At 73.9% G+C, this 23,415-nt stretch carries 24 protein-coding genes and 1 riboswitch; of the genes, 13 read left to right on the forward strand and 11 right to left on the reverse strand.

Annotated elements, in window-relative coordinates:
* Positions 1–76: 76 nt before the first annotated feature.
* Positions 77–1,549 (reverse strand): Rv2231c family pyridoxal phosphate-dependent protein CobC, encoded by a 1,473-nt coding sequence (gene cobC / locus ACZ56E_RS31155; protein ID WP_471219236.1) that lies wholly within the window; start codon positions 1,547–1,549, stop codon positions 77–79.
* Between the two features lie 75 nt (positions 1,550–1,624).
* Here cobC and ACZ56E_RS31160 point away from each other — a divergent pair, with 75 nt between their 5' ends.
* Positions 1,625–2,356, forward strand: coding sequence for a ZIP family metal transporter (locus ACZ56E_RS31160; protein ID WP_471219237.1), 732 nt, complete (start codon positions 1,625–1,627; stop codon positions 2,354–2,356).
* Between the two features lie 14 nt (positions 2,357–2,370).
* Here ACZ56E_RS31160 and ACZ56E_RS31165 read toward each other — a convergent pair whose 3' ends face one another.
* The 7 genes from ACZ56E_RS31165 to ACZ56E_RS31195 form a co-directional block, all read right to left on the reverse strand.
* A complete protein-coding gene (locus ACZ56E_RS31165; RefSeq protein WP_471219239.1) occupies positions 2,371–3,777 on the reverse strand; it encodes a cobyrinate a,c-diamide synthase in 1,407 nt (468 codons plus the stop codon).
* A complete protein-coding gene (gene cobO / locus ACZ56E_RS31170; protein ID WP_362996962.1) occupies positions 3,771–4,379 on the reverse strand; it encodes a cob(I)yrinic acid a,c-diamide adenosyltransferase in 609 nt (202 codons plus the stop codon). The genes ACZ56E_RS31165 and cobO overlap by 7 nt, the downstream gene beginning before the upstream one ends.
* Positions 4,379–6,451: a putative cobaltochelatase gene (locus ACZ56E_RS31175; RefSeq protein ID WP_471219241.1), complete on the reverse strand. Its 2,073-nt coding sequence runs from the start codon at positions 6,449–6,451 to the stop codon at positions 4,379–4,381. The genes cobO and ACZ56E_RS31175 overlap by 1 nt, the downstream gene beginning before the upstream one ends.
* A gap of 58 nt (positions 6,452–6,509) precedes the next feature.
* Positions 6,510–8,018: a cobyric acid synthase gene (locus ACZ56E_RS31180; RefSeq protein ID WP_471219243.1), complete on the reverse strand. Its 1,509-nt coding sequence runs from the start codon at positions 8,016–8,018 to the stop codon at positions 6,510–6,512.
* On the reverse strand, positions 8,015–8,968 hold the full coding sequence (locus tag ACZ56E_RS31185) for a cobalamin biosynthesis protein (protein WP_471219245.1): 954 nt from the start codon (positions 8,966–8,968) through the stop codon (positions 8,015–8,017). The genes ACZ56E_RS31180 and ACZ56E_RS31185 overlap by 4 nt, the downstream gene beginning before the upstream one ends.
* Before the next feature lie 107 nt (positions 8,969–9,075).
* Positions 9,076–9,220: riboswitch (cobalamin riboswitch) on the reverse strand.
* 108 nt (positions 9,221–9,328) lie between these two features.
* Positions 9,329–9,553 (reverse strand): hypothetical protein, encoded by a 225-nt coding sequence (locus tag ACZ56E_RS31190; protein ID WP_398307685.1) that lies wholly within the window; start codon positions 9,551–9,553, stop codon positions 9,329–9,331.
* A 12-nt stretch (positions 9,554–9,565) separates the two neighbouring features.
* Positions 9,566–10,861: an inorganic phosphate transporter gene (locus tag ACZ56E_RS31195; protein ID WP_471219247.1), complete on the reverse strand. Its 1,296-nt coding sequence runs from the start codon at positions 10,859–10,861 to the stop codon at positions 9,566–9,568.
* 309 nt (positions 10,862–11,170) lie between these two features.
* Between ACZ56E_RS31195 and ACZ56E_RS31200 the strand changes: the two genes are divergently transcribed.
* The 3 genes from ACZ56E_RS31200 (at position 11,171) to ACZ56E_RS31210 (ending at position 14,582) form a co-directional block, all read left to right on the forward strand.
* Positions 11,171–11,857 (forward strand): class II aldolase/adducin family protein, encoded by a 687-nt coding sequence (locus tag ACZ56E_RS31200; protein ID WP_471219249.1) that lies wholly within the window; start codon positions 11,171–11,173, stop codon positions 11,855–11,857.
* A 66-nt stretch (positions 11,858–11,923) separates the two neighbouring features.
* Positions 11,924–13,060 (forward strand): alpha/beta hydrolase family protein, encoded by a 1,137-nt coding sequence (locus ACZ56E_RS31205; protein ID WP_471219251.1) that lies wholly within the window; start codon positions 11,924–11,926, stop codon positions 13,058–13,060.
* Positions 13,061–13,115: 55 nt separating this feature from the next.
* Positions 13,116–14,582, forward strand: coding sequence for a hypothetical protein (locus ACZ56E_RS31210; RefSeq protein WP_471219253.1), 1,467 nt, complete (start codon positions 13,116–13,118; stop codon positions 14,580–14,582).
* 15 nt (positions 14,583–14,597) lie between these two features.
* Here ACZ56E_RS31210 and ACZ56E_RS31215 read toward each other — a convergent pair whose 3' ends face one another.
* Positions 14,598–15,023 (reverse strand): VOC family protein, encoded by a 426-nt coding sequence (locus ACZ56E_RS31215; RefSeq protein WP_468609432.1) that lies wholly within the window; start codon positions 15,021–15,023, stop codon positions 14,598–14,600.
* A gap of 40 nt (positions 15,024–15,063) precedes the next feature.
* Positions 15,064–15,954 carry a KPN_02809 family neutral zinc metallopeptidase gene (gene ypfJ / locus ACZ56E_RS31220; protein ID WP_471219256.1) on the reverse strand — a complete coding sequence of 297 codons (891 nt, stop codon included), beginning with the start codon at positions 15,952–15,954 and terminating at the stop codon, positions 15,064–15,066.
* 225 nt (positions 15,955–16,179) lie between these two features.
* On the opposite strand from ypfJ, the gene ACZ56E_RS31225 reads away from it, so the two are divergent.
* From ACZ56E_RS31225 to ACZ56E_RS31240, 4 genes are all read left to right on the forward strand, one after another.
* Positions 16,180–16,983: a PQQ-binding-like beta-propeller repeat protein gene (locus tag ACZ56E_RS31225; protein ID WP_471219258.1), complete on the forward strand. Its 804-nt coding sequence runs from the start codon at positions 16,180–16,182 to the stop codon at positions 16,981–16,983.
* Between the two features lie 121 nt (positions 16,984–17,104).
* Positions 17,105–18,703, forward strand: a complete 1,599-nt coding sequence (locus ACZ56E_RS31230) for an ABC-F family ATP-binding cassette domain-containing protein (protein WP_398307699.1) — start codon at positions 17,105–17,107, stop codon at positions 18,701–18,703.
* Between the two features lie 353 nt (positions 18,704–19,056).
* Positions 19,057–19,278: a helix-turn-helix domain-containing protein gene (locus ACZ56E_RS31235; protein ID WP_055550175.1), complete on the forward strand. Its 222-nt coding sequence runs from the start codon at positions 19,057–19,059 to the stop codon at positions 19,276–19,278.
* Positions 19,279–19,415: 137 nt separating this feature from the next.
* Positions 19,416–20,219 (forward strand): enoyl-CoA hydratase/isomerase family protein, encoded by an 804-nt coding sequence (locus ACZ56E_RS31240; protein ID WP_468327806.1) that lies wholly within the window; start codon positions 19,416–19,418, stop codon positions 20,217–20,219.
* Positions 20,220–20,264: 45 nt separating this feature from the next.
* Here ACZ56E_RS31240 and ACZ56E_RS31245 read toward each other — a convergent pair whose 3' ends face one another.
* Entirely contained in the window at positions 20,265–21,002 is a 738-nt protein-coding gene (locus ACZ56E_RS31245) for a nucleopolyhedrovirus P10 family protein (protein ID WP_471219260.1), read from the reverse strand.
* A gap of 109 nt (positions 21,003–21,111) precedes the next feature.
* On the opposite strand from ACZ56E_RS31245, the gene ACZ56E_RS31250 reads away from it, so the two are divergent.
* The 5 genes from ACZ56E_RS31250 to amaP are packed head-to-tail and all read left to right on the forward strand — an operon-like array spanning position 21,112 to position 23,411.
* Positions 21,112–21,597: an Asp23/Gls24 family envelope stress response protein gene (locus tag ACZ56E_RS31250; RefSeq protein WP_468609422.1), complete on the forward strand. Its 486-nt coding sequence runs from the start codon at positions 21,112–21,114 to the stop codon at positions 21,595–21,597.
* A 34-nt stretch (positions 21,598–21,631) separates the two neighbouring features.
* The gene (locus tag ACZ56E_RS31255; RefSeq protein ID WP_468609420.1) at positions 21,632–21,817 is read left to right on the forward strand and encodes a hypothetical protein; all 186 of its coding nucleotides are present in this window, start codon (positions 21,632–21,634) and stop codon (positions 21,815–21,817) included.
* A 3-nt stretch (positions 21,818–21,820) separates the two neighbouring features.
* Positions 21,821–22,165, forward strand: coding sequence for an Asp23/Gls24 family envelope stress response protein (locus ACZ56E_RS31260; protein WP_468609418.1), 345 nt, complete (start codon positions 21,821–21,823; stop codon positions 22,163–22,165).
* Positions 22,162–22,827: a DUF6286 domain-containing protein gene (locus ACZ56E_RS31265; protein ID WP_471219262.1), complete on the forward strand. Its 666-nt coding sequence runs from the start codon at positions 22,162–22,164 to the stop codon at positions 22,825–22,827. The genes ACZ56E_RS31260 and ACZ56E_RS31265 overlap by 4 nt, the downstream gene beginning before the upstream one ends.
* The gene (gene amaP, locus ACZ56E_RS31270) at positions 22,824–23,411 is read left to right on the forward strand and encodes an alkaline shock response membrane anchor protein AmaP (RefSeq protein WP_468609414.1); all 588 of its coding nucleotides are present in this window, start codon (positions 22,824–22,826) and stop codon (positions 23,409–23,411) included. Before ACZ56E_RS31265 ends, amaP begins: the two co-directional genes overlap by 4 nt.
* The last annotated feature ends 4 nt before the right edge of the window (positions 23,412–23,415 follow it).

The following is a 23,415-nucleotide window of genomic DNA, read 5'->3' on the forward strand; positions in this document are numbered from 1 at the left end:
AACAACTATCAGAGACGGGGCGGTGACGAACAGTCAGGGTCAACTGCGCCGGTGGGCGAGGCCGGTTGCCGGAGGCCTACGTGCGCAATGTCGTGGTGAGGGCGGCCAGGAAGCGGTCCGAGGTGGCCCGGTCCCTGACCGCCAGACGGATCCAGTCGGGCCCCAGGCCGGGGAACGTGTCGCCGCGCCGCACGGCGAACCCCAGCCCCCGGAGCCGCTCCCGCACCCCGCCCGCCCCGGGCACCCGGACCAGGAGGAAAGGCCCCTCCGCAGGGACCACCGCGCGGACCCCGAAGGGGGCCAACTCGGCCAGTCCTGCGAGGAGATGGGCCCGGTCCGCGGCGATGCGGTGCGCCGCATGGCCCGCCTCCGCCAGCGCCCTCGGCCCCACACACGCCCGCGCCGCCTCCAAGGCGGGCGACGAGACCGGCCACAGCGGCTGCGCCCCGGCGAGAGCGGAGATCACCTCCGGCGCGGAGAGGACGTAACCGATGCGGAGCCCCGCGAGCCCCCAGGTCTTCGTGAGGCTGCGCAGGACCACCAGGCCGGGGATGTCCGTGCGGCCCGCCAGCGCCTCCCGCTCACCCGGCACCGCGTCCATGAACGCCTCGTCGACCACCAGGATCCTCCCGGGGCGCGCCAGCGCGGCGACCGACGCCGCCGGGTGGAGGACGGACGTCGGGTTCGTGGGGTTGCCGACGACCACCAGGTCGGCCTCCTCGGGCACGGCGGAGGCGTCGAGCCGGAAGCCGTCCTCCTCCCGCAGCAGCACCCGCCCCACCTCGTGCCCCGCGTCCCGCAGCGCCGCCTCCGGCTCGGTGAACTGCGGATGCACCACATAGGGGTGACGGACCTTCAGGGCACGGGCGAGCAGGACGAAGGCCTCCGCCGCGCCCGCGGTGAGCAGCACCCGGTCGGGCGGCAGACCGTGCCGCGCCGCCACCGCCTCCCGCGCCGCCCGCCCGTCCGGGTAGGCCGCCAGACCGTCGAGGGACGCGGCGATCACCCCCTTGAGCCAGGCCGGGGGAGTGTCGGAGCGTACGTTCACGGCGAGGTCCGTGAGGTCCGCGCCGTCGTCCCGCACCTCCGCGTCCCCGTGGTGGCGCAGATCGACCGGCACGTCGGGCGTGCCGGGCCGGGCCGCGACCGCGCACGTCGCCATCGGCGGGCGCCCCACGGGCGCCGACTTCCGCTTCGGTACGAGGAGTTCACCGCCGCCCCGCAGCGCCGCCGCCTCCGCCACCGACGGCGTGCCCACCGCGGCGCGGGCCCTCGCGGTCGGATTCGGCACCGCGACGTCCGCCAGGTCCCGCGCCGCGTACGTCACGAGCGGCACGCCGAGCCGCGCGGCCGCCCCGACGATCCCCGGCTCCTCGCCCTTCACGTCCACCGTCGCCAGCTCGGCCACCGCCGACTCGGGGAAGCCCGCGTCACGGACCGCGTCCCGGACCAGGCCGAGCACCTCCTCCACCGGGGCGTCCTCACAGGCGCCGACGCCGACGACGAGCACGACGTCCTCGACGGGCGTCACCTTTCCGGCACCGGCCATGGGAAGTAGGTCCTTTCGTGTGGGGCGGGAGTGGTGGATGTGCGGGACAGGGGGTCAATCGGCTAGCAAGGGGCCATGGCGGTGCTCGTGGCGCTCGGCGCCTTCCTCATGACCCTGGTGGGCGGCTGGACGGCCCAGCGGGTCACCGACCGGCGCCATCTCGTGCTGGGCCTCGCGGGCGGGCTGATGCTCGGCGTCGTCGGCCTCGACCTGCTGCCGGAGGCGCTGGACGCCGCGGGCGGGCCCGTCTTCGGCGTACCTGCGGCGCTGCTCCTGTTCGTCGCCGGCTTCCTCGTCGCCCATCTGGTGGAACGCCTCCTCGCCGGCCGGCACGCCGCGCACGGCGCCGGGGAGGACGGGCACGGCCGCGTCCCTCAGGTCGGGCTCACGGCCGCCGCCGCGATGGTCGGGCACAGCGCGATGGACGGCGTCGCGATCGGCGCCGCCTTCCAGGTGGGCGGCGGCATGGGCGCGGCCGTGGCGCTGGCCGTCGTCGCCCACGACTTCGCGGACGGCTTCAACACGTACACGATCACCAGCCTGTACGGGAACGCCCGTCGCAAGGCCCTCGCCATGCTCTTCGCGGACGCGGCGGCCCCGGTGGTGGGCGCCGCGTCGACGCTGCTCCTCACCATCCCGGAGCAGCTGCTCGGCGGCTATCTGGGCTTCTTCGGCGGCGCGCTGCTGTACCTCGCGGCGGCCGAGATCCTGCCCGAGGCACACCACGACCACCCGGCCCGCTCGACGCTGCTGTGCACGGTGGCGGGCGCGGCGTTCATCTGGCTCGTGGTGGGCATCGCGGAGTGAGCGCCCCGGTCCGGTCACGGCGCGCATCGTCCGACGAACCGGCGCGCGACGCCCGGCTCCGCCGCCCAGTGCGTGTGCAGATAGCTGGCGTGCACGTTCCCCTGTACGAAGCCCTCGACGCGCCGCTCGGGCCGGTGCAGGCCCCACGCCGGGGTCGCCCCCGCACCCGGCTCGACGACCGTGCGGTGGAACTCGTGCCCCCGCATCCGCGTCCCGGCGGGCGCGAGCACGCTGTCCGACACGGCCGCCGCCTCCCGGTACCCGAGCGTCAGCCGCTCCGACATGCGCGCCGCGACGTCCAGGACCCCGCACATCGGCTTCCCGTCCAGCTCACGGGAGAGGTAGAGCAGGCCCGCGCACTCGGCGGCCACGGGCGCGCCGGAGAGCGCGAGTGCCGCCACGGCCTTCCGGAGCGGTTCGTTCGCGGACAGCTCGGGCGCGTACACCTCGGGGAAGCCGCCCCCGATGACCAACCCGGCCGTCCCGTCGGGCAGTCGCTCGTCGTGGAGGGGGTCGAAGGTGACGACGTCGGCTCCGGCGGCGGTGAGCAGCTCCGCGTGCTCGGCGTAGGAGAAGGTGAAGGCGGCCCCACCGGCGACGGCGACGACGGGGCGCTTCGCTTCGGGCCCGGCCGGGGGGAATCCAGCCTGTCCGGCGATTGAGGACGAACTCGGCGAAGCCGGTGACTCACCCAGCCCCGTCGCGGGGTCCCATGCCCCACCCGGCAGGGACGGCGCGCTGCGCGCCAGCGCGAGGAGGGCGTCCAGGTCGCAGCCCTCCCGTACCCGCGAGGCCAGCGCCGCGACGGACTCCACGGCGTCCGCCCGCCGCTCGGCCACCGGCACCAGCCCCAAGTGCCGTGACGGTGCGCTCACTTGCGCCACGCGGCGTAGTACGCCCAGCACCGGCACCCCGGACTCGTCGAGCGCCTCCCGCAACAGCGCCTCGTGCCGGTTCGAACCGACCTTGTTGAGGATCACGCCCGCGACCCGCACCTCCGGGTCCCAGGACGCGAAGCCGTGCACCAGTGCCGCCACCGACCGCGACTGCGACGACGCGTCGACGACCAGCACGACCGGGGCCCGCAGCAGCTTCGCGACGTGTGCGGTGGAGGCCAGCTCGCCCTGCCCGGCGGCCCCGTCGTACATCCCCATCACGCCTTCGACCACGGCGATGTCGCAGTCCGCCGACCCGTGCGCGAAGAGGGGTGCGATCAGGTCGGGCCCGCACAGGTACGCGTCGAGGTTGCGGCCGGGGCGGCCGGTGGCGAGCGCGTGGTAGCCGGGGTCGATGTAGTCGGGCCCGACCTTGTGCGGGGAGACGGCGAGCCCGGCCGCCGCGAAGGCGGCCATCAGGCCCGTCGCGACGGTCGTCTTGCCGCTGCCCGACGACGGCGCCGCGATGACGAGACGAGCTACCACTCGATGCCCCTCTGGCCCTTCTGGCCGGCGTCCATCGGGTGCTTGATCTTGGACATGTCGGTGACGAGGTCCGCGAAGTCGATCAGCTGCTGCGGGGCGTTGCGGCCGGTGATGACCACGTGCTGCGTGCCGGGGCGGTTCCGCAGCACCTCCACGACCTCGTCCGTGTCGATCCAGCCCCAGTGCATCGGATAGGCGAACTCATCGAGGACGTACAGCTTGTACGTCTCCTCGGCGAGGTCCCGCTTGACCTGCTCCCAGCCCTCGCGGGCCTTGTCCTCGTTGGTCAATTCCCCCTCGGCGGGGGCGCGCTGGATCCACGACCAGCCCTCGCCCATCTTGTGCCAGGCGACCGTGCCGCCCTCGCCCGAGGCGCCGAGGACCTTCAGCGCGTTCTCCTCGCCGACCTTCCACTTCGCCGACTTCACGAACTGGAAGACGCCGATCGGCCACCCCTGATTCCAGGCGCGCAGCGCGAGCCCGAACGCGGCGGTCGACTTGCCCTTCCCGATGCCCGTGTGGACGAACACCAGTGGACGGTTGCGGCGCTGACGTGTCGTCAGCCCGTCGTCCGGTACGACACTCGGCTGTCCCTGCGGCATTAAGCGGCCCTCCTAGAAGGCGAGTTCATTCCCTGTACGTCCTTGACGAGGCCGGCGATCGAGTCGGCCCGCAGCTCGTCGAGGGTCACGGCCGTCCCGCCGAGCTCGCCCGCCAACTGGCCCGCGAGACCGAGGCGTACGTAGCCCGACTCGCAGTCGACGACGACCGAGGCGACCCCGTCCGCCGCGAACAGCCGCGCCGCGCGCCCCGCGCGGGCCACCGGCTCCACACCGCCCGTCGCCCGCCCGTCCGTCACCACGACCACCAGCGGCCGCCGCGCCGCGTCCCGCAGCCGCTCCACGCGCAGCACGTCGTGCGCCTTCAGCAGGCCCGCGGCCAGCGGCGTGCGGCCGCCGGTCGGCAGCGTCTCGAGCCGGGCCGCGGCCGCGTCCACCGACGACGTCGGCGGCAGCGCCACCTCGGCGTCCTTGCCGCGGAACGTCACCAGACCCACCTTGTCGCGCCGCTGATAGGCGTCCAGGAGGAGCGAGAGCACGGCACCCTTCACGGCGCTCATGCGCTGCCGCGCCGCCATCGACCCGGAGGCGTCCACGACGAACAGCACGAGATTGCCCTCGCGCCCCTCCCGCGTCGCCTGCCGCAGATCGTCACGGCGTACGACGAGACCGGCGCCGGAGCGCCCGCGCGCCTTCTGGTGCGGCGCCGCGGCCTGCACCGTCGCCGCCAGGTGCAGCTTGGTCAGCGCGCCTTTCGGCCGCCGCGAACCGGTCGTACGGCCGTGCTCGGTCCGCGCCCGCGAGCGCCGTCCCGCCGCGCCCTCGCCGATGCCGGGCACGCTCAGCATCTTCGTGCGGAACGGCTCGGCGGCGCGCACGGCCTGCTGCTCGCCGGAGGCGCCGCCCGGGGCCGGTGCGGGCTCCTGCGGTGCGGGCTCCTCCTCGGTGTCCATGCCCTGGTTCTGCGCCGGAAGTTCGGGGGAGGGGGAGTCCGGTCCGTCGGCGGGAGGCTGTCCACCGCCCCCGCCGGGGCCGCCGTCCGGGCCACCGCCGTCGGGGTCGTCGTCGCCCTCGGGCGGCTCGGGCTCCTCGTCGGCCTCGTTCTCGCGTGCCTCGTCCAGCGTCTCGTCGAGCTTGTCCTCGTCGAGGCCCGGCGCGTCGAAGGGGTTGCGGCGCCTGCGGTGCGGCAGCGCGAGCAGCGCGGCCTGCCGCACGTCCTCGCTCTCCACGTCCGTACGCCCCGCCCAGGCGGCGAGCGCCGTCGCCGTGCGCGCCATCACGATGTCCGCGCGCATCCCGTCGACCTCGAACGCCGCGCAGGTCGCCGCGATCTGCCGCAGTGCCGCGTCGCCGAGCGTGACTTGGGGCAGGAGCGCGCGGGCCGCCACGACGCGGTCGCGCAGCGCGGCCTCGTCCTCGGCGAAGCGGGCGGCGAAGGCCTCGGGGTCGTCGTCGTACGCGAGCCGCCGCCGTACGACCTCGACGCGCTGGTCGGTCTCCCGGGACGCGGCCACCTCGACGGTGAGCCCGAACCGGTCGAGCAACTGCGGCCGCAGCTCGCCCTCTTCGGGGTTCATCGTGCCGACGAGCAGGAACCGCGCGGCATGCCGCACGGACACGCCTTCGCGCTCGACGTACGAGGCGCCCATCGCGGCGGCGTCCAGGAGCAGGTCGACCAGGTGGTCGTGGAGGAGGTTGACCTCGTCGACGTACAGGATGCCGCGGTGGGCGTCGGCGAGCAGTCCGGGCTCGAAGGCCTTCACGCCCTCGGCGAGCGCCCGCTCGATGTCGAGGGCGCCGACGAGCCGGTCCTCGGACGCGCCGACGGGCAGCTCGACCATGCGGGCGGGGCGCGCGGTGGCGCCGCCCGCCTCGTGCGGGCCGTCGGGGCAGTTCGGGTCGGGCGCGGCCGGGTCGCACGAGAAGCGGCACCCGGCGACGACCGGCACCTCCGGAAGCAGCGCGGAGAGCGCGCGCACGGCGGTGGACTTGGCGGTGCCCTTCTCCCCCCGCACGAGTACGCCGCCGACGGCGGGCGATACGGCGTTCAGCAACAGCGCGAGCCGCAGGTCGTCCTGCCCGACGAGAGCGGTGAACGGATACGGGGTACTCACAGAGCCTCCTTGATGCGGTGGTGCGTGGCGGCGCTTACGAGAGCCGTTGCGCGGGCGCTCATGACGGCGCACCCGGCGCGATGAACGGCAGGCCTGCCGGCGCGCCGTTCTCGATCAGGCCCCACAGTGCGTCCGTGTCCGCGTGTTCTTCGATCAGGTCGCCGAGCAGGTCGAGCTGTTCCTCCCGCAGCGTGCCGAAACTGGTGTCGGGGGCGGGCACGAAGCGGCGGCCCGCCGCGCGGGCGACCTCGGTGAGGAACCGGCGGCGGAACGCGTCGCTCTCCAGCGACCCGTGCCAGTGCGTGCCCCACACCTCGCCGACCCGGCAGCCGTCCAGGAACGGCTCCCCGCCCGCCACCTCGGCCACGCCGTGATGGATCTCGTACCCCTCGACCGCCTCCCCGAGGGCCTCGCCCACCGGCCGCGCGAGCGTCTTCTCACGGGCGAACCGCACCCGCACCGGCAGCAGCCCGAGCCCGTCGACGGACCCGGCCCGCGACTCCACGTCGTCCTCGATGTGCTCGCCGAGGACCTGGAAGCCGCCGCAGATGCCGAGCACCGGCCGCCCCTCGGCGGCCCGCCGCGCGAGGGCGTCCGCGAGGCCGCGCTCACGCAGCCACCGCAGCGCCTTCACCGTGCCGCGCGTGCCCGGTACGACCACGAGGTCCGCGTCGACGAGCTCCTCCGCCCGGTCCACGAACCGCACGACGACGCCCGGCTCGGCGGCCAGCGCGTCCACATCCGTGAAGTTGGACATCAGCGGCACCGCGCACACGGCGACCCGCAGCACGTCCTCGCCGACCGGCGGCGCCACCACGGACTCCCGCACCGCGCCCCGCAGGGAGACCCGCAGGCCGTCCTCCTCGTCGATGCCGAGCCCGTGCTGGAACGGCAGCACGCCGTACGTGCGCCGCCCGGTCAGACCGAGCAGCATGTCGAGCCCCGGTTCGAGGAGGGAGACGTCCCCGCGGAACTTGTTCACCAGATACCCGGCGACGAGCTCCTGGTCCGCCGCGCTCAGCAGCGCCGTCGTCCCGAAGAACGACGCGAACACCCCGCCCCGGTCGATGTCACCGACCACCAGGACGGGGAAGCGGGCGGCGCGCGCGATGCCCATGTTCACGATGTCGGTGCGCCGCAGATTGATCTCGGCGGGACTGCCCGCGCCCTCACAGATCACGGCGTCATAGCTGCCCCGCAGCTCCTCCAGGCATCCCACGACGGTGTCGAGCAGCGCGGCCTGCCGCCCCCCGTGGTAGCCACGCGCACTCATCTCACCCACCGGCTTGCCCATGAGCACGACCTGGCTGGAGCGATCGCCGCCCGGCTTGAGCAGCACCGGGTTCATCAGCGCGCTCGGCTCGACGCGGGCGGCCTGCGCCTGCATGGCCTGCGCGCGCCCGATCTCGGCACCCTCGCGCGTGACGAAGGAGTTCAGGGACATGTTCTGCGCCTTGAACGGCGCGACGGACACGCCCTTGCGGGTCAGCCACCGGCAGATGCCGGCGGTGACGACGCTCTTCCCCGCGTCCGATGTGGTCCCCGCGACGAGCAACCCGCCACTCATACGTCTCTCCTCGACTTCGCCGACCGCAGCGCCCGGCGGGCCGTCACCGCGACTCCCAGTGCCAGCCAGCTCACGCGCCGGGACAGCTTCACGGCCCGCTCGATGTCCGCCACCCGCACGTCCCGCCCCGACCCGTTCAGGACGGGCCGGTGCTCGACCCGCCCCGCGTACGAGAGGGTCCCCCCGAGCCGCACGCCCAACGCCCCCGCGAAGGCGGCCTCGACGGGCCCCGCGTTGGGACTGGGGTGCTGCGCGGCGTCGGAACGCCACGCCTTGACCGCCCCCGACGGCGAGTCCCCCGCCAGCACGGCCAGCGCGGCGGTGAGCCGCGCCCCCGGCCACCCGAAGACGTCGTCGAGACGGGCCGAGGCCCACCCGTAACGCCGGTACCTCGACGACTTGTGGCCGACCATCGCGTCCAGCGTGTTCACGGCGCGGAAGGCGACGAGCCCCGGCACCCCGCCGATGGCGCCCCACACGAGCGCCCCCACCACCGCGTCGGACGTGTTCTCGGCAACGGACTCCACGACGGCCCGTGCGACGCCGTCGGCGTCCAGCGCCTGCGGGTCGCGCCCGCACAGATGCGGCAGCCGCTCCCGCGCGACCTCGATGTCGTCGGCCTCCAGCGCCCCGCCGACGGCCCGCGCCTCACGGCCGAGGGAGGTGCCGCCGACCACGGCCCAGGTCGCGGCGGCGGTCAGCGCCACCGAACCGGCGCGTGACCGGCGTACGAGAGAAGAGGCGAGGGCTGCGGCGCCCGCCGCGCCCCCGGCGCACACCACGGCGTGCAGCGCGCCCCACCCGCGGTGGTCACGCCACAGCATCCGCTCGACGGCGCCCGCGGCACGTCCGAACGCGGCGACCGGATGGCCCCGGCGCGGATCGCCGAGCAGCAGGTCACCGAGGAGTCCGGCGGCGGCGCCGTACGCGAAGTCGCGATCGGCACTCATGGGCTCAGCCCGTCGCTGCACTGAGGAGGGAACTCGTACTCAGGGAAGGAACCGGCAACGGGCGGCCGCGCATGGCGATATGTCCTCACTCAGGGTGTCCGCGCCCTGGTTCGACGTGATCGGCGGCGAGAGTTCCTGGCTCACGGGGAGCGTCGCTCCCCGGTGACAGTGGCGGGACCGCGCCGGATTCGCACCGGCTTCCTCTTCTGCCGCCGTAGTTGGCCCCGGCAGTCCACCACGCCCCGCGAATGCCCGTCAACTCGCCGTTGACCTGCGGCGGGAGAGTGTGTTGGGGCCCACACACGCCGGTGGGGCGCGAAGCGTTCCGCACGCTCCGCGCCCCACCGGGGAACTCCGCTGTCAGGCGACGATCAGATAGATCCCGTACGCCACGGCCGCCGCGCACAGCGCGAAGCAGGCGTACGCGCCGGTGCGCGCCATGGCCGCGGAACCGCCGTCCGATGCGGCCGCCGTCTCCTGCTTGGAGAGGCCGACGACGCCGAGGGTGAACAGGCCCACCAGGGCCACCGTCACCGCGAGGCTGACTCCGAAGACGGAGCCGAGAGCTGCCCAGTCGATGCTCATGGTGATCTGTCCTTATACCGTCGCGGTCCTGGCGGGTTCCGCCATGGCACCGGTCGTGGTGGTGGTCGGGGCCGTGACGGTGGCCTTGACGGCCTCGTCGGGGCCGGTCGAGGCGGCCATCGCGCCCGTCGGGGGCGGGGTGACGGCGGCGATCGCGGTGGTCACGACGCCCGCGGGCTCGGCACCGGTGGCGCCGTCGTGACGGATCTCGTCGTCGGTGACGTTGGTGTGGTCGACGGCGTTGCGCCGCGAGAGCGCCCAGATGACGGCCGAGCCGGCGACCAGGAGCGCGGCGGTGACCGCGACGCCCCAGGGGCCCTGCTTGGTGAGGAACTCGGCGCCCGCGCCGACCAGGCCGGCGGCCGGCAGCGTCAGACCCCAGGCGACGAACATCCGGGTCGCGGTCGACCAGCGGACCACGCCGCCCTTGCGGCCGAGGCCCGCGCCCATCACGGCGCCGGAGCAGGACTGGGTGGTGGAGAGCGAGAAGCCCAGGTGGGAGGAGGCCAGGATGACCGTCGCGGCGCTGGTCTGGGCGGCGAAGCCCTGCTGCGGCTGGAGGTCGGTGAGGCCCTTGCCCATGGTGCGGATGATGCGCCAGCCGCCGAGGTACGTACCGAGGGCGATGGCCACACCGGCCGAGACGATGACCCACATCGGGGGGTTCGCGCCGGGGTTCAGGACGCCGCCGGTGACCAGGGCGAGCGTGATGATGCCCATGGTCTTCTGCGCGTCGTTCGTGCCGTGGGCCAGCGAGACCAGGCCCGCGGAGGCGATCTGGCCCGCGCGGTAGCCCTTCGCGGTGGCCTTGGTGTCGGTGTTGCGGCCGATCCGGTACGTCAGGCGCGTGGCCAGCGTCGCGGCGAGACCCGCCACGAGCGGCGCGGCGAGGGCCGGGATCAGGATCTTGGTGACGACGGTGCCGCCGTCGATCGACGACCAGCCCATCGACATGACCGCGGCGCCGATGAGGCCGCCGAAGAGGGCGTGGGAGGAGCTGGAGGGCAGGCCCACCAGCCAGGTCAGGAGATTCCAGAGAATCGCGCCGACGAGCGCGGCGAAGATGACCTCGGTTTTCAGGCCGTCCTCGTTGACGATGCCGCCGGAGATCGTCTTGGCGACTTCGACGGAGAGGAAGGCTCCGACGAGGTTGAGCACGGCGGACATGGCCACCGCCGTCTTGGGCTTGAGAGCGCCGGTCGAGATGGTCGTCGCCATCGCGTTGGCAGTGTCGTGGAAACCGTTCGTGAAATCGAACACGAGAGCGGTGACGATCACGATCCCGAGGAGAAGCGTGATGTGTTCCATTTACCCAGGCTTCTGTTGGACGTCAGTGGCATGTGGAACGTAGGCAACCTGGGTGAACGGAAAGTGAACTGGGACGGGCGGTGCGGTGACCCGAAGTGGAGTGCCATCGCTCCGTATCGACCAGGTGTCCGATGACGATCGTACGGATCGGGGGCAGGAAGCCCGCAAACTGGGCGGAGTGTTGCGCTCCGCCATCCGGCGGCGACCCCCGCGCGACCCGCCCCCACCGGCCCCGCGACCTCCCGAAGAGATCCTGATCACGCCGAGGGCCGCCGGTAACCGGAATCGCCCGGCTGGCAGGATCGCCGCATGACTGAGCAGCGGCACGACGAGGGTGGGGACGCGGCGCGCGACGCCGTCCGGAAAGCCTGGGCCGAGCTGGTCCTCACGGCCCGCAGGACGGTGGAGGACGGCCTGGTCGTCGGCACCTCGGGCAACGTCTCCGTACGCGTCGGCGGGACCGTCCTCGTCACCCCGAGCGGGGTCCCGTACGACCGGCTGCGGCCCGAGGACGCGGTCGGCGTCGACCTCGAAGGACGGCAAGTCCTCGGCGATCTCGCGCCGACCAGCGAACTCCCCATGCACCTCGCGATCTACCGCGACACCGACGCGGGCGCCGTCGTCCACACCCACGCGGTGCACGCCACGGCCGTCTCGATGCTGGTCCCCGAGCTCCCGGCGGTCCACTACATGACCGGCGCACTCGGCGGCCCCGTCCGCGTCGCGCCCTACGCCCTGTACGGCACCGACGAGCTGGCCGGGCACATGCTCCGCGCCCTGCGCGACCGCACGGGCTGCCTCCTCCAGAACCACGGAACGGTCACCTACGGAGACGACCTCTCCCAGGCGTACGACCGCACCGCCCAGCTGGAGTGGATGTCCCGCCTCTGGCTCACGGCCGCCGCGGTCCCCGGCCACACACCGACGCTCCTCTCCCCGGACCAGCTGCGCGCAGCACAGGACAAACTGCGGGGCTACGGTCAGCCCGGGGACTGACCGGGCACGTCACTCCGGAGGCATCGCCCACTGGCCCCGGAGCCCTCGGCCCCGGACACTGGACCCGTGCGCCCAGCCAAAGCGACGGCAGCGGCCGTCACCGCAGTAACAGCCGCCCTGGGGGCGGCCGCGGCCGCCATCGCGGCGGGCCGTTTCGCCAGCGACGCCGCCCTCAAGGCGCCCCCGGGCCGCCCTCTGCCGACCGAGCCCCGCCTCACCGTGCACGCCACGGCCGCAGGCCAGGTCGGCCTGACCCGCGCCCTCGCCAGCCGCCGCCCCGGCACGTACGGCCTGAGCGGCCCCGGCACCCACGCGATCGTCGGCCCCGTCCTGGAGTCCGCCCCCCACGAGGCCGACACGGTCGTACGCCGCCTCGAAGCCGTCACCCGCGGCTCCCTGGAACCCGGCGACCGCGTCTGGCTCACCCCGCAGGTCCACATCGGGGACCCGCGCACCGCGCTCGGCCTCGACCACACGGACGTCGACATCGCCGGCGAGCTCGGCGCCCTGCCCGCCTGGTTCGTGTCCGGCGCCCGGGACACCTGGGTCATCACCGTCCACGGCCTCGGCACCACCCGCGAACACCCCATGGTCGTCATGGACTTCCTGCACCGCCTGCGGGTCCCCGTCCTCGACCTCGCCTACCGCGGCGACCCCGGCGCGCCCCGCTCCCCGGACGGCCTCGGCCACCTCGGCGAGACGGAGTGGCGCGACCTGGACGCCGCCATCCGCCACGCCGTGCGCCACGGCGCCGAGCGGGTCGTCCTGCACGGCTGGTCCACCGGCGCCGCCATGTGCCTGCACGCCGCGGGGCACTCGGCGCTGCGCGACCGCGTCGGCGGCCTCGTCCTCGACTCACCGGTACTGAACTGGGAAACCACCCTGCGCGCCCTCGCCGGCGCCCGGCGCACCCCCGGGCCCCTCCTTCCGCTTGCGGTCCGTGCGGCCCAAGGCCGCACGGGGCTGCGCGGCGACCGGCTGCCCGCCGCTGCGGACCCCGCGGCGCTGCGGGTGCCGACCCTGGTCGTGCACGGCCCCGACGACGCCGTCGCACCCTGGGCCTTCTCCCGCAGGCTGGCCGAACAGCGCCCGGACCTGGTCACGTTGCACCCGGTTCCCGACGCGCCGCACGGCGCCATGTGGAATGCCGACCCCGTGGGCTACGAAGAGGTGCTGCGCCGCTTCCTCACCCCCCTGCTGTGACGCTGCGCCGTCATTCCGTTTGGGTTTTCGGACCGTCAACAGGAAGACTGCACCCGTGACGTCCCGTACCCCGCGCGACTCCAGGCTCCGACTTGTCCGCGCGCCCCGCCCGAGGGCCGAAGAGCGAGGAGAGGCCCGGCGCGACGCGACACGACCCCTCTCCGCCGCGCCCGGCGCGATGAGCAACCGCCGCACGCGCCGCCCCGCGCCCCGGCCCCCCGAGGGCACGCCCGCCCCCGCCGAGCTGGCCCGCAGCGCCCGCGCCGGCCTCGCCGACGCCGCCCGGGTCGCCCGCTGGGCCGACGCCGCCCTCCGTCCGGGACCCGGCCGCACCGGCGCGGCGCCCGACGGCAAGGGCACGCTCTCCGACGCCACCGCCGAACGGGCCGCCGCCGACCTGGGACTGACCCCCGGTCAGGTCCGCGCCGACTGGGACACCGCTCGCCTCGCGGGCCTCATCGAGGTGCACGGCGACAGCGCACGCCCCGGCTGGCGCCTGCGGGCCTGGAACCGCGACGACACCGCCGTGCTGCGCGGCTGGGTCGCCCTCTTCGACGCCTGGTCGCTGGCCCACCCGGCACCGGACGACCTGCCCCCCGCGGCCGTCGCCGAGACCGTCGAGGCCATGCCGCAGGTCCTCTCCTTCCTCCAGCTGTCCGCGGGCCCCGTCCCCGTGCCGCAACTCCTCGACCTCCTGGACCAGCGGGTCACCGAACTGCGCACCGAACGCTGCGAGATCCCGTACGGACCCCAGCCGCAGCCCGAGACCGCAGCCCCGGCCGAGAGCCCCGAGGACGAGGCCCCGCTGCCTGCTCTCCTCGACTGGGCGCTGCACGGCCTCGCCGCCGTCGGCGCGCTCACCTACGCCGACGGGCAGGCCACGCTCACCCCGCTCGGCAGCTGGGCGGTCTGGGTCAAGCTGGAGCAGATCTGCGTCGCCGCGCAGAGCCCGGCCGGGCACATCGAACAGTCCGCCGAGGACATGCTGCGCGGCTGCGCGCGCCTGCGCCCCAACGCGGCCCGCGCCGAGTACCGCGCCTGGCTGGCCGCCCGCACCGTCGGCAGCGCCGTCACCGACCTCCTCACCGCGGCCCGCGGCGAGGACGCCCTGCTGCGCGGCCTCGCCTTCGAGGCGCTCCGCGTGGTCGGCGCCCCGGCCGAGGCGGAGGTCAGGGCCGTCGTCGACGAGACCCCGTTGCGGCCCTACGCCCTGCTCTGGCTCGCCGAGCAGGAGGGCGCCGACCCCGAGGACGTCCACCTCGTGCTGACCCGCGAGGAGACCACCTGGCTGTGGGTCGACACCGCGGCGGCCGTCGCGGACCACGGCGAGGCCCAACTCCTCGTCCGCCACCTGGAGTCGGCCGTCCAGCCCACCGTGCCCGCACTCCTCGACGAGGTGCGCCGCGTCGGACACCCCCGCACCGTGCAGGTCCTGGTCGCCCTCGCCGCCGCCCACCCCGACCCGGCCCTCGCCAAGGCCGTCCGCCGCGCCGCCTTCCAGGTGCACACGGGCGGGGAGTAGCCCGCGAAGACAGGCTCAGGCACTCGCCCCGGGCTCCGTCCGCGGGGCGTACGTGCCGAAGCTCCACACGTTGCCCTCGGCGTCCCGGGCCATGTAGTCCCGCGAGCCGTAGTCCTGGTCGGTCGGGGGCAGCAGGATCTCCGCGCCGTGCTCACGGGCCCGCCGGTGGTGGGCGTCGACATCGGCCACGACGACGTACACGCCGCAGGGCCCCGCGCCCCTCATCGCCCGGTCGAAGGCGCTGTCCGTGCCCTTGGAGCCCACCATCACCACACCGTTGCCCTGGGCCAGCTCGGCGTGCGCGACGCTGCCGTCCTCGCCCTCGTACACCTGCACCTCGGTGAAGCCGAAGGCCTCCGTCAGCTGCCGGATCGCGGCTTTCGCGTCGGCGTAGAGCAGGGTGGGGCAGATGCTCGGCCGCCCGCTGTCGCCGTCCGCCATGTCGATCACTCCTCATCGGTGTGCTGCCGGGGCCGCCGGGTCAGCGGAAGGTGTCGCACCGGCCCATGTCGCCGGTGCGGTAGCCCTCGTAGAACCACTGCTGGCGCTGCTCGGCCGAGCCGTGCGTCCAGGACTCGGGGGTGACCCGGCCCTGGAACTTCTCCTGGATGCGGTCGTCGCCCACCGCGGCCGCCGCGTCCAGGCCGTCGCGGATGTCGTTCTCGTCGAGGCTGCTGATCAGCGGCCTGCCCGTGCGGTCGTCGGGGCTGCGCGTCGCGTGCCGCGCCCAGACCCCGGCGTAGCAGTCGGCCTGCAGCTCGACCTTCACGGCGTTGCTGTCGCGGCCCGTGCGCCCGTCCTGGGAGCGCTGGAGGATCCCCGTCAGGTTCTGCACGTGGTGCCCGTACTCGTGGGCCACGACGTACGCCTGCGCGAACGGCCCGCCGGTGGAGCCGAACTTGGTCCGCAGCTCGTCGAAGAAGCCCAGGTCCAGATAGACCTTCCGGTCGCCGGGGCAGTAGAACGGGCCGACCGCCGATGACGCGGAGCCGCAGGCGGTGCCCACGCGGCTGGTGAACAGGACGGTCTGCGCGGGGGAGTAGGCGGCCCTGCGGCGCTGGAACTCGGGGCGCCAGTAGTCCTGGAGGCTGTTGACCACCGCCACGATGCGGCAGTCCTCCTTGCTGTTCGCGTCCCGTCCCGTGCGGCAGTTCTGCTGCACCTGCGCGACGGAGGACGACGAGGCCTCGGGCTCCTCGTCGCCCGAGGAGAGCCCCAGCTGGTCGGGGCCCACTCCGAAGAAGAGCCCCAGGAGCAGGGCGATGAGCCCGGCGACGCCGCCGCCCACCGTCGCCCGGCCGCCGGGGATCCGACTGCCGCGCACATCCCGCACCTCCGAGGTGTCCAGGTTGGCGTCGTCGTCGAACTGCATGGGCGCACCCCTCTGCCGCATCCGGAGCGGCCTGCGCCGCCCCGCGCCGGACCACCGGCCACTTCATCCTGATACGCCGGCCCCCACCCGGCGCCGGACGGAGGGCCGAACGGGCGACACGGACCACATCCCGCCCCGTGTCGCCCCGCCACACGGCGCCTGCCCCGCCCCCTCGCGGCTACGCTCTGCGCCTGATCCGTGAGCAGTGGTACCGAAGGGGGCGACATGTCCGCTCCACCGCTCGACTCACCCGTCCCGCCGCACGAGCGGCCCGCCCCCGGCCTGCGGGACGAGCCCCTCGCCCCCGGCCGTCGCGGCACGCGCATCGCCCTGCCCGTGGCCCTCGCCCTGCTGGCCCTGCCGCTCATCACAGCCGCCCATCACTCGCGGCCCGTCCCCTTCGGAGACCACCTCACCGTCCACGCGCGCGTGACGGACGCCGCACCCGCCTCCGCCGACGAACCCGGACTGCGGACGCGGGGAGCGGCCGTCGAGGCGTACGACACGGACAGCGGCGACCTCCGGTGGTCGTACACGCGTACGGGGCGCCGGCCCGTCACGCTCCTGCCCGCGCCGGGGCACGCCTTCACGCTCTGGAACGACGGTCTCGTCACCGACACCGCACGCGCCGACGGCAGCTCCGTGCGCTGGCACCGCGCCATCCCCGCCGCCGCCGACTGGCTGCGCACCCCGGACGCCCGCGGCGGCGCCGGCGTCCTGCGGCCCCTCACTCCCGGCGCCCGCATGCTGGCCGTCGTCACCCCGCACCGCATCGCCGCCTACCGCACCACGGACGGCGACCTGCGCTGGGTGCTGCCCGCCCGCCCCGGCTGCGCCTTCGAACCGGCCCGCTCCGTGCACCGCGGCAAGGCGATCCTGATCGCCCAGCCCTGCGCGAGCCCGGCCGCCCCCTGGACCGCCCAGGTCATGGCGGTGGACGACTACGGCAGGATCGTCCCCGGCCGCACCCCGCTGGGCAACGGCGATCTCGGCCGGGGCCCCGGCGGCGACCGCGGCCCGGAAAACTAGTTGCGACGGCCCGTTAGACTTGCTGCCATGGCAGCTCCTCTCCTCAGTTGGACGGCATAGACACCGGTCCCGAGCACCTCAGTCGTCCCACTCGCCGTCCACTCTGTTCAGGAGTACCCCCGTGATCACCGCTTCCGGCATCGAGCTGCGCGCCGGCGCCCGCATCCTCATCGAGAACGCCTCCTTCCGTATCGCGAAGGGCGACCGCATCGGCCTCGTCGGCCGCAATGGAGCGGGCAAGACCACCCTCACCAAGTGTCTGGCGGGCGAGGGCGTCCCCGCGGGCGGCACGATCTCCCGCTCCGGAGAGGTCGGCTATCTCCCCCAGGACCCCCGCACCGGCGACCTCGACGTGCTGGCCCGCGACCGGATCCTCTCCGCCCGCGGCCTCGACGTACTGATCCGCAAGATGCGCGAGAACGAACAGCGCATCGCGAACGGCCAGGGCTCCACCCGCGACAAGGCCATGAAGCAGTACGAGCGCCAGGAGACGGAGTTCCTCACCAAGGGCGGGTACGCCGCCGAGGCCGAGGCCGCCACCATCGCCGCCGCGCTCAACCTCCCGGACCGCGTGCTCGGCCAGCCCCTGCACACGCTCTCCGGTGGTCAGCGCCGCCGCATCGAGCTGGCCCGCATCCTCTTCTCGGACGCCGACACGCTCCTCCTCGACGAGCCGACCAACCACCTCGACGCCGACTCGATCGTCTGGCTGCGCGACTACCTGAAGACGTACCGCGGCGGCTTCATCGTGATCTCCCACGACGTCGACCTAGTCGAGACGGTCGTCAACAAGGTCTTCTACCTGGACGCCAACCGCTCCGCGATCGACGTCTACAACATGGGCTGGAAGCTCTACCAGCAGCAGCGCGAGTCCGACGAGAAGCGCCGCAAGCGCGAGCGGCAGAACGCCGAGAAGAAGGCCGCCGCCCTGCACTCGCAGGCCGACAAGATGCGCGCGAAGGCCACCAAGACCGTCGCCGCGCAGAACATGGCGCGCCGCGCCGACAAGCTCCTCGCGGGCCTCGACGAGGTCCGCCAGAGCGACAAGGTCGCCAAGCTCCGCTTCCCCGAGCCCGCGCCGTGCGGCAAGACGCCGCTCATGGCGGAGGGCCTCTCGAAGTCGTACGGCTCGCTGGAGATCTTCACCGACGTCGACCTCGCCATCGACAAGGGCTCGCGCGTCGTCATCCTCGGCCTCAACGGCGCGGGCAAGACGACCCTGCTGCGGCTCCTCGGCGGCGCCGAGAAGCCCGACACCGGGCAGGTCATCGAGGGCCACGGCCTCAAGCTCGGCTATTACGCGCAGGAGCACGAGACCCTGGACCCGGAGCGCACGGTCCTGGAGAACATGCGCTCGGCCGCCCCCGACCTCGACCTGGTCGAGGTCCGCAAGACGCTCGGCTCGTTCCTCTTCTCCGGAGACGACGTCGACAAGCCCGCCGGTGTGCTCTCCGGTGGTGAGAAGACCCGGCTCGCCCTCGCGACCCTGGTCGTCTCCTCGGCCAACGTCCTCCTCCTGGACGAGCCCACCAACAACCTCGACCCGGCGAGCCGCGCGGAGATCCTCGGCGCGCTGCGCACCTACAAGGGCGCGGTCGTCCTCGTCACGCACGACGAGGGCGCCGTCGAGGCGCTGCAGCCGGAGCGGATCATCCTGCTGCCGGACGGCGTCGAGGACCTGTGGGGCCAGGACTACGCGGACCTCGTCGCCCTCGCCTGAGCCGTCCACTTCGCGTGATCGAACCACTGATCCACTGCGTATGGATCATTCGGCCGATCGGTGATCCCTCATCTGTGTGAGCCGTCCTCGTACCGAGGTGTGTCATACACGGATTTCGCCGCCGTCCGGGCATGGTGCCGGGCATCCCACCCGGCACCCCGCTGACCTGGCGATTCATCGTCCGGCTCGGCCGGGCGCAGCGAATCCAGCACCCGGAATGCTGGATTCCGCTCGTGGCGGGCCCTTCCCTAGCGGCAAACCTCGCCGTACCGACCTTGTCGAATGGGTGGCCAGGAAGCCCGGAAGGGGTGATCATGAGAAGTCCAGAGCGCACTTCCCATGAGGAGGCACGGGTGGCCGAGACTCTGAAGAAGGGCAGCCGGGTTACCGGCGCCGCGCGCGACAAGCTCGCGGCAGACCTGAAGAAGAAGTACGACGGCGGTGCGAGCATCCGGGCGTTGGCCGAAGAGACCGGCCGCTCGTACGGGTTCGTGCACCGCATGCTCAGCGAGTCCGGCGTCACGCTGCGGGGACGCGGCGGGGCGACGCGAGGCAAGAAGGCCGCCGCCGGCTGACGGCAGGCGCGGCCCGCTGTACCCATGGTCCGACGGTGGCCACCCGGTCGATCGCGTGATCGACCGGGTGGTTACTGTGCAGTCACTTACGGGCGCTCCCGAGCGTCCGGACCGACCGCACCCCATCGGAGGCACCCATGGCTTCGTCCGACAGCGAGCTCGCACCGGTTCTCGACAAGGACGGCGTACGCCTCACCATCGACGAGGCCGTCGCCACGGTGACGCTGACCAATCCGGCCAAGCGCAACGCCCAATCTCCCGCGCTGTGGAGGGCGTTGACGGAGGCAGGTCAGCTGCTGCCCGGCAGTGTCCGCGTCGTGGTGCTGCGCGGTGAGGGCAAGTCCTTCTCCGCGGGCCTCGACCGGCAGGCGTTCACGCCCGAGGGCTTCGACGGCGAACCGTCCTTCATCGATCTCGCACGCGGTGAGGACGGCGTCCTCGACGCCACGATCAGTGAGTACCAAGAGGCCTTCACCTGGTGGCGGCGGAGCGACATCGTGTCCATCGCCGCCGTCCAGGGCCACGCCATCGGCGCCGGCTTCCAGCTCGCGCTCGCCTGCGACCTGCGGATCGCGGCGGACGACGTGCAGTTCGCCATGCGCGAGACCAGCCTGGGCCTCGTCCCCGACCTCACCGGCACCCACCCGCTCGTGGGTCTCGTCGGCTATGCCCGCGCCCTGGAGATCTGCGCCACCGGCCGTTTCGTCCACGCGGACGAGGCCGAGCGGGTGGGCCTCGCCAACCTCGTCGTGCCCGCCGACCAGCTCGACGCCGCCGCCAAGGACCTGGCCGCCGCGCTCGTCGCCGCGCCGCGTGACGCCGTCATCGAGACCAAGGCGCTGCTGCAGGGCGCGACCGGCCGCTCCTACGAAGAGCAGCGCGTCGCCGAGCGTGCCGCGCAGGGGCGTCGGCTGCGCGACCTCGCGGGCCTCGGCGACTGACGCCGCGCTCCCTCATGTCCTGACCCAGCTCGCTGCTGAGCTGTCCTAATCCACCCCGGTGACGAGCACTGCCACCGAAGGGTGGTCCGGCAGGGCGGCACCGACCGCCGCGCGGACCGCGAGCGCCACGTCCAGAGCGCGGTGGTCGCGGTCCGTCGCGAGCTCCACGCGCGCGTGGCGGCGCGGCAGCGTGTCCGTCGCCGGGCGCTGCTCCAGGTGCACGGCCCCGCCGAGCATGCCGGTCAGCCGGGCCACCCCGGGCACCGCCAGGGCGGCCCGCTCGGCACGCGCCTCGTCACCGCCGTCGGCCTCATCGCCCTGCCGCTGCGGTTCCTTCTCAGGGCGTACGTCGTCGAAGCCCCTGCCCTTGTCCCCGAAATCCGTGCCCTCGTCGAGCAGGGCCACCACCTTCAGGTCCACCTCCTCGACCAGGAGGCCGAGCCGGTCCGCCGCCGCCTCCGACAGCGCGGCGCGCAGCCGGTCCGCCGCCGCGGGCAGCGGCTCGCCCGCGACGGCCGCGAACTCCGCGGTGATCCGCAGCGGCCCGGGCGGCAGCGCGCTCGGCGGCGCGGGCACGGCCGCCACATACGTCCTGTCCGGATCGGCCGACGCGACACGGACCGTGCCGAGACGCACCCCGGCGACCCGGTCAGCCATCTGGCGCAACGCGCCCTCCGCCGCGGATTCCGCCACCCACGCGCCGTCCGCCGCACCGCCGAGCGGCAGTACCCGGCCGAGCCGCAGCTGTCGTCGTACCGCCTGGGTCCAACCCTCACCCGTCATGGCTCCACCCTGCCGCATCCCGGGCGCGCGGGCGCGGGGCCGCGCTTAATGTGAGCTGAGAAGCAGCAATCCACGGAGCAGATCCCCTTTCGAAAGGAACGGGACGACGATGAGCGACACCGGACAGCGGAACGCGTCTCAGACGCTGGAGAAGGACTCCCCGAAGCAGAGCGCGGCGAAGTCCGCGACCGGCCGGGGCGGCGGTGACCCGGGCGGCCGGGGCCGCACCACCATCGCGGACGGCGTCGTCGAGAAGATCGCCGGGCTCGCCGCGCGCGACGTGGACGGCGTGCACGCGATGGGCGGTGGCCTCGCGCGGACCTTCGGCGCCGTGCGCGACCGGGTGCCCGGCGGCTCGAAGTCCGTGTCGCGCGGTGTGAAGGCCGAGGTCGGCGAGGTGCAGACCGCGCTCGACCTGGAGATCGTCGTCGAGTACGGCGTATCCATCGCGGACGTCGCGCAGGACGTGCGGGAGAACGTGATCGCGGCCGTCGAGCGCATGACCGGGCTCGAGGTCGTCGAGGTCAACATCGCGGTGAGCGATGTGAAGCTGCCGGACGAGGAAGACGAAGAGCCGCAGGGACGCCTGCAGTAGGCACGTCCCGCCAAGCGACCCAAAGGAGCGCACGATGAGCATGGCCGTGATCGGCATGGTGGCCGGAATGGCTCTTGGCTTCGCCGGATACTTCGGCGGATTCGGGGCGTTCCTTCTGGTGGCCGCCCTGGGCGCCATCGGCTTCGTGGCCGGGCGGTTCCTCGAGGGGGACCTGGAGCCCGGCGACTTCCTCCGCGGCCGCGGCGACCGGCGGCGGTGAGCGGTGGCGGCACAGGTCGCACCCGGCGAGCGCGGCGCGACCCGGATCGCCGACCGCGTCGTCGCGAAGATCGCCGCGCGGGCGGCGCGCGAGGCGGTGGACGCGGTACCGGCCGACGGCTCGCCGCCGCGCGCCACGGTCTCCGTCCGCCATGAGTCCGCCCGCGTCCGCGTCAGCGTCGAGCTGGACTACCCCTGCGACATCGGCGCCCAGTGCGGTGCGGTGCGTCGCCAAGTCGCCGAGCGGGTAAGGGAGTTGGCGGGGATGGAGGTGCCCGAGGTGGCCGTCCAGGTGGAGCGGCTGCACTCGGCGCAGGTACGCGCGGCGGCACAGGGGAGGATCCGATGAGCGAACCCCAAGGGGGCGGCACCCGGCCCACGCCGGTCCTCGAACAGTCGGAGGGCGAGCTCGACCAGACGGCCTCCGCGACCGCCTATGAGCCGCCGCCCACGTTCTCCGGCGACGAGAAGGCCTCCCGGTTCTGGTCGCGCCGACGGGTGCCCGCGGCCCTCCTCGCCCTGCTGGCCGTCGGCGGCACCGGGCTGCTCCTCTACGACGTCGTCGCCGTCCGGGCCGACCACCCCGCGATGCACTGGCGCCGCGAACTGGCCCACCAGCTCGGCCGGCGGCCGCTCGACGACACCGCCGTGCTCGCCGGGGCCGCCGTGGCCGCCCTCGTCGGGCTCTGGCTCCTCGTGCTCGCCGTGACGCCCGGACAGCGCGGCCTCCTGCCGATGCGGCGCACCCATGCGGACGTGCGCGCGGGCCTGTACCGCGGCGCCGCCGCCACGGCGCTGCGCGACCGCGCCATGGACGTGCCCGGCGTGCAGTCCGTGCGGGTCCGCATGAAGCGCTCCAAGGTGGACGTGCGCGCGGTGTCGCACTTCCGCGAACTCGACGACGTGCGCGGCGACCTGGACGCCACGATGGCCGACGGCATCCGCGAGCTGGGCCTCGCGCGCACTCCCGGCCTCTCCGTCCGTGTGGCCCGGCCCGGCAGAAAGGCGTGAGCGCGATGCTGCGCACGGTCAACCGCGTACTCCTCGCCCTCGCCGGGCTCGTGCTGCTCGTCCTCGGCGGCTCCGTGCTCGCCGTCGGGCTCGGCGCGTCGCCGCCGTCGTGGTGGATCCACGACGGCCGGCACGACGTGCTGGTCAGCGCCGCCGACCGGGCACGGTGGCGGGACGAAGGATGGTTCTGGCCCGTGGTCATCGCCGCCCTCGCCGTGCTGCTCCTGCTCTCGCTGTGGTGGCTCTCCGCACAGCTGCGCAGGCGCCGCCTCGCGGAGGTCCTGGTGGATACCGGGGACGGCGAGGGCGCGCTGCTGCGCGGCCGCGCCATGGAGAACGTGCTGGCCGCCGAGGCCGAGACGCTGGACGGGGTCGAGCGCGCCCGCGCCCTCCTGACCGGCCGGCGCAGCGCCCCGCAGGCCCGTGTGGACGCGGTCCTCGCCCCCCACGCCGCCCCGGCCGACGTCCTCCACGACCTCTCCACCCGGCCCCTGGCCCACGCCCGCGACTCGGCAGGCCTGAAGAGCCTGCCCACGACGGTGCGCCTGCGGACCCTCAAACACCACGCGGAGCGCGTGAACTGACCGG

The sequence above is a fragment of the Streptomyces sp. NPDC039480 genome (assembly GCF_055597165.1).

Coding starts and splice junctions, on each gene's coding strand:
- cobC (WP_471219236.1), bottom strand. CDS start 1,549: ATGGCCGGTGCCGGAAAGGTGACGCCCGTCGAGGACGTCGTGCTCGTC.
- ACZ56E_RS31160 (WP_471219237.1), top strand. CDS start 1,625: ATGGCGGTGCTCGTGGCGCTCGGCGCCTTCCTCATGACCCTGGTGGGC.
- cobO (WP_362996962.1), bottom strand. CDS start 4,379: ATGCCGCAGGGACAGCCGAGTGTCGTACCGGACGACGGGCTGACGACA.
- ACZ56E_RS31180 (WP_471219243.1), bottom strand. CDS start 8,018: ATGAGTGGCGGGTTGCTCGTCGCGGGGACCACATCGGACGCGGGGAAG.
- ACZ56E_RS31185 (WP_471219245.1), bottom strand. CDS start 8,968: ATGAGTGCCGATCGCGACTTCGCGTACGGCGCCGCCGCCGGACTCCTC.
- ACZ56E_RS31190 (WP_398307685.1), bottom strand. CDS start 9,553: ATGAGCATCGACTGGGCAGCTCTCGGCTCCGTCTTCGGAGTCAGCCTC.
- ACZ56E_RS31195 (WP_471219247.1), bottom strand. CDS start 10,861: ATGGAACACATCACGCTTCTCCTCGGGATCGTGATCGTCACCGCTCTC.
- ACZ56E_RS31200 (WP_471219249.1), top strand. CDS start 11,171: ATGACTGAGCAGCGGCACGACGAGGGTGGGGACGCGGCGCGCGACGCC.
- ACZ56E_RS31215 (WP_468609432.1), bottom strand. CDS start 15,023: ATGGCGGACGGCGACAGCGGGCGGCCGAGCATCTGCCCCACCCTGCTC.
- ypfJ (WP_471219256.1), bottom strand. CDS start 15,954: ATGCAGTTCGACGACGACGCCAACCTGGACACCTCGGAGGTGCGGGAT.
- ACZ56E_RS31225 (WP_471219258.1), top strand. CDS start 16,180: ATGTCCGCTCCACCGCTCGACTCACCCGTCCCGCCGCACGAGCGGCCC.
- ACZ56E_RS31240 (WP_468327806.1), top strand. CDS start 19,416: ATGGCTTCGTCCGACAGCGAGCTCGCACCGGTTCTCGACAAGGACGGC.
- ACZ56E_RS31245 (WP_471219260.1), bottom strand. CDS start 21,002: ATGACGGGTGAGGGTTGGACCCAGGCGGTACGACGACAGCTGCGGCTC.
- ACZ56E_RS31250 (WP_468609422.1), top strand. CDS start 21,112: ATGAGCGACACCGGACAGCGGAACGCGTCTCAGACGCTGGAGAAGGAC.
- ACZ56E_RS31255 (WP_468609420.1), top strand. CDS start 21,632: ATGAGCATGGCCGTGATCGGCATGGTGGCCGGAATGGCTCTTGGCTTC.
- ACZ56E_RS31265 (WP_471219262.1), top strand. CDS start 22,162: ATGAGCGAACCCCAAGGGGGCGGCACCCGGCCCACGCCGGTCCTCGAA.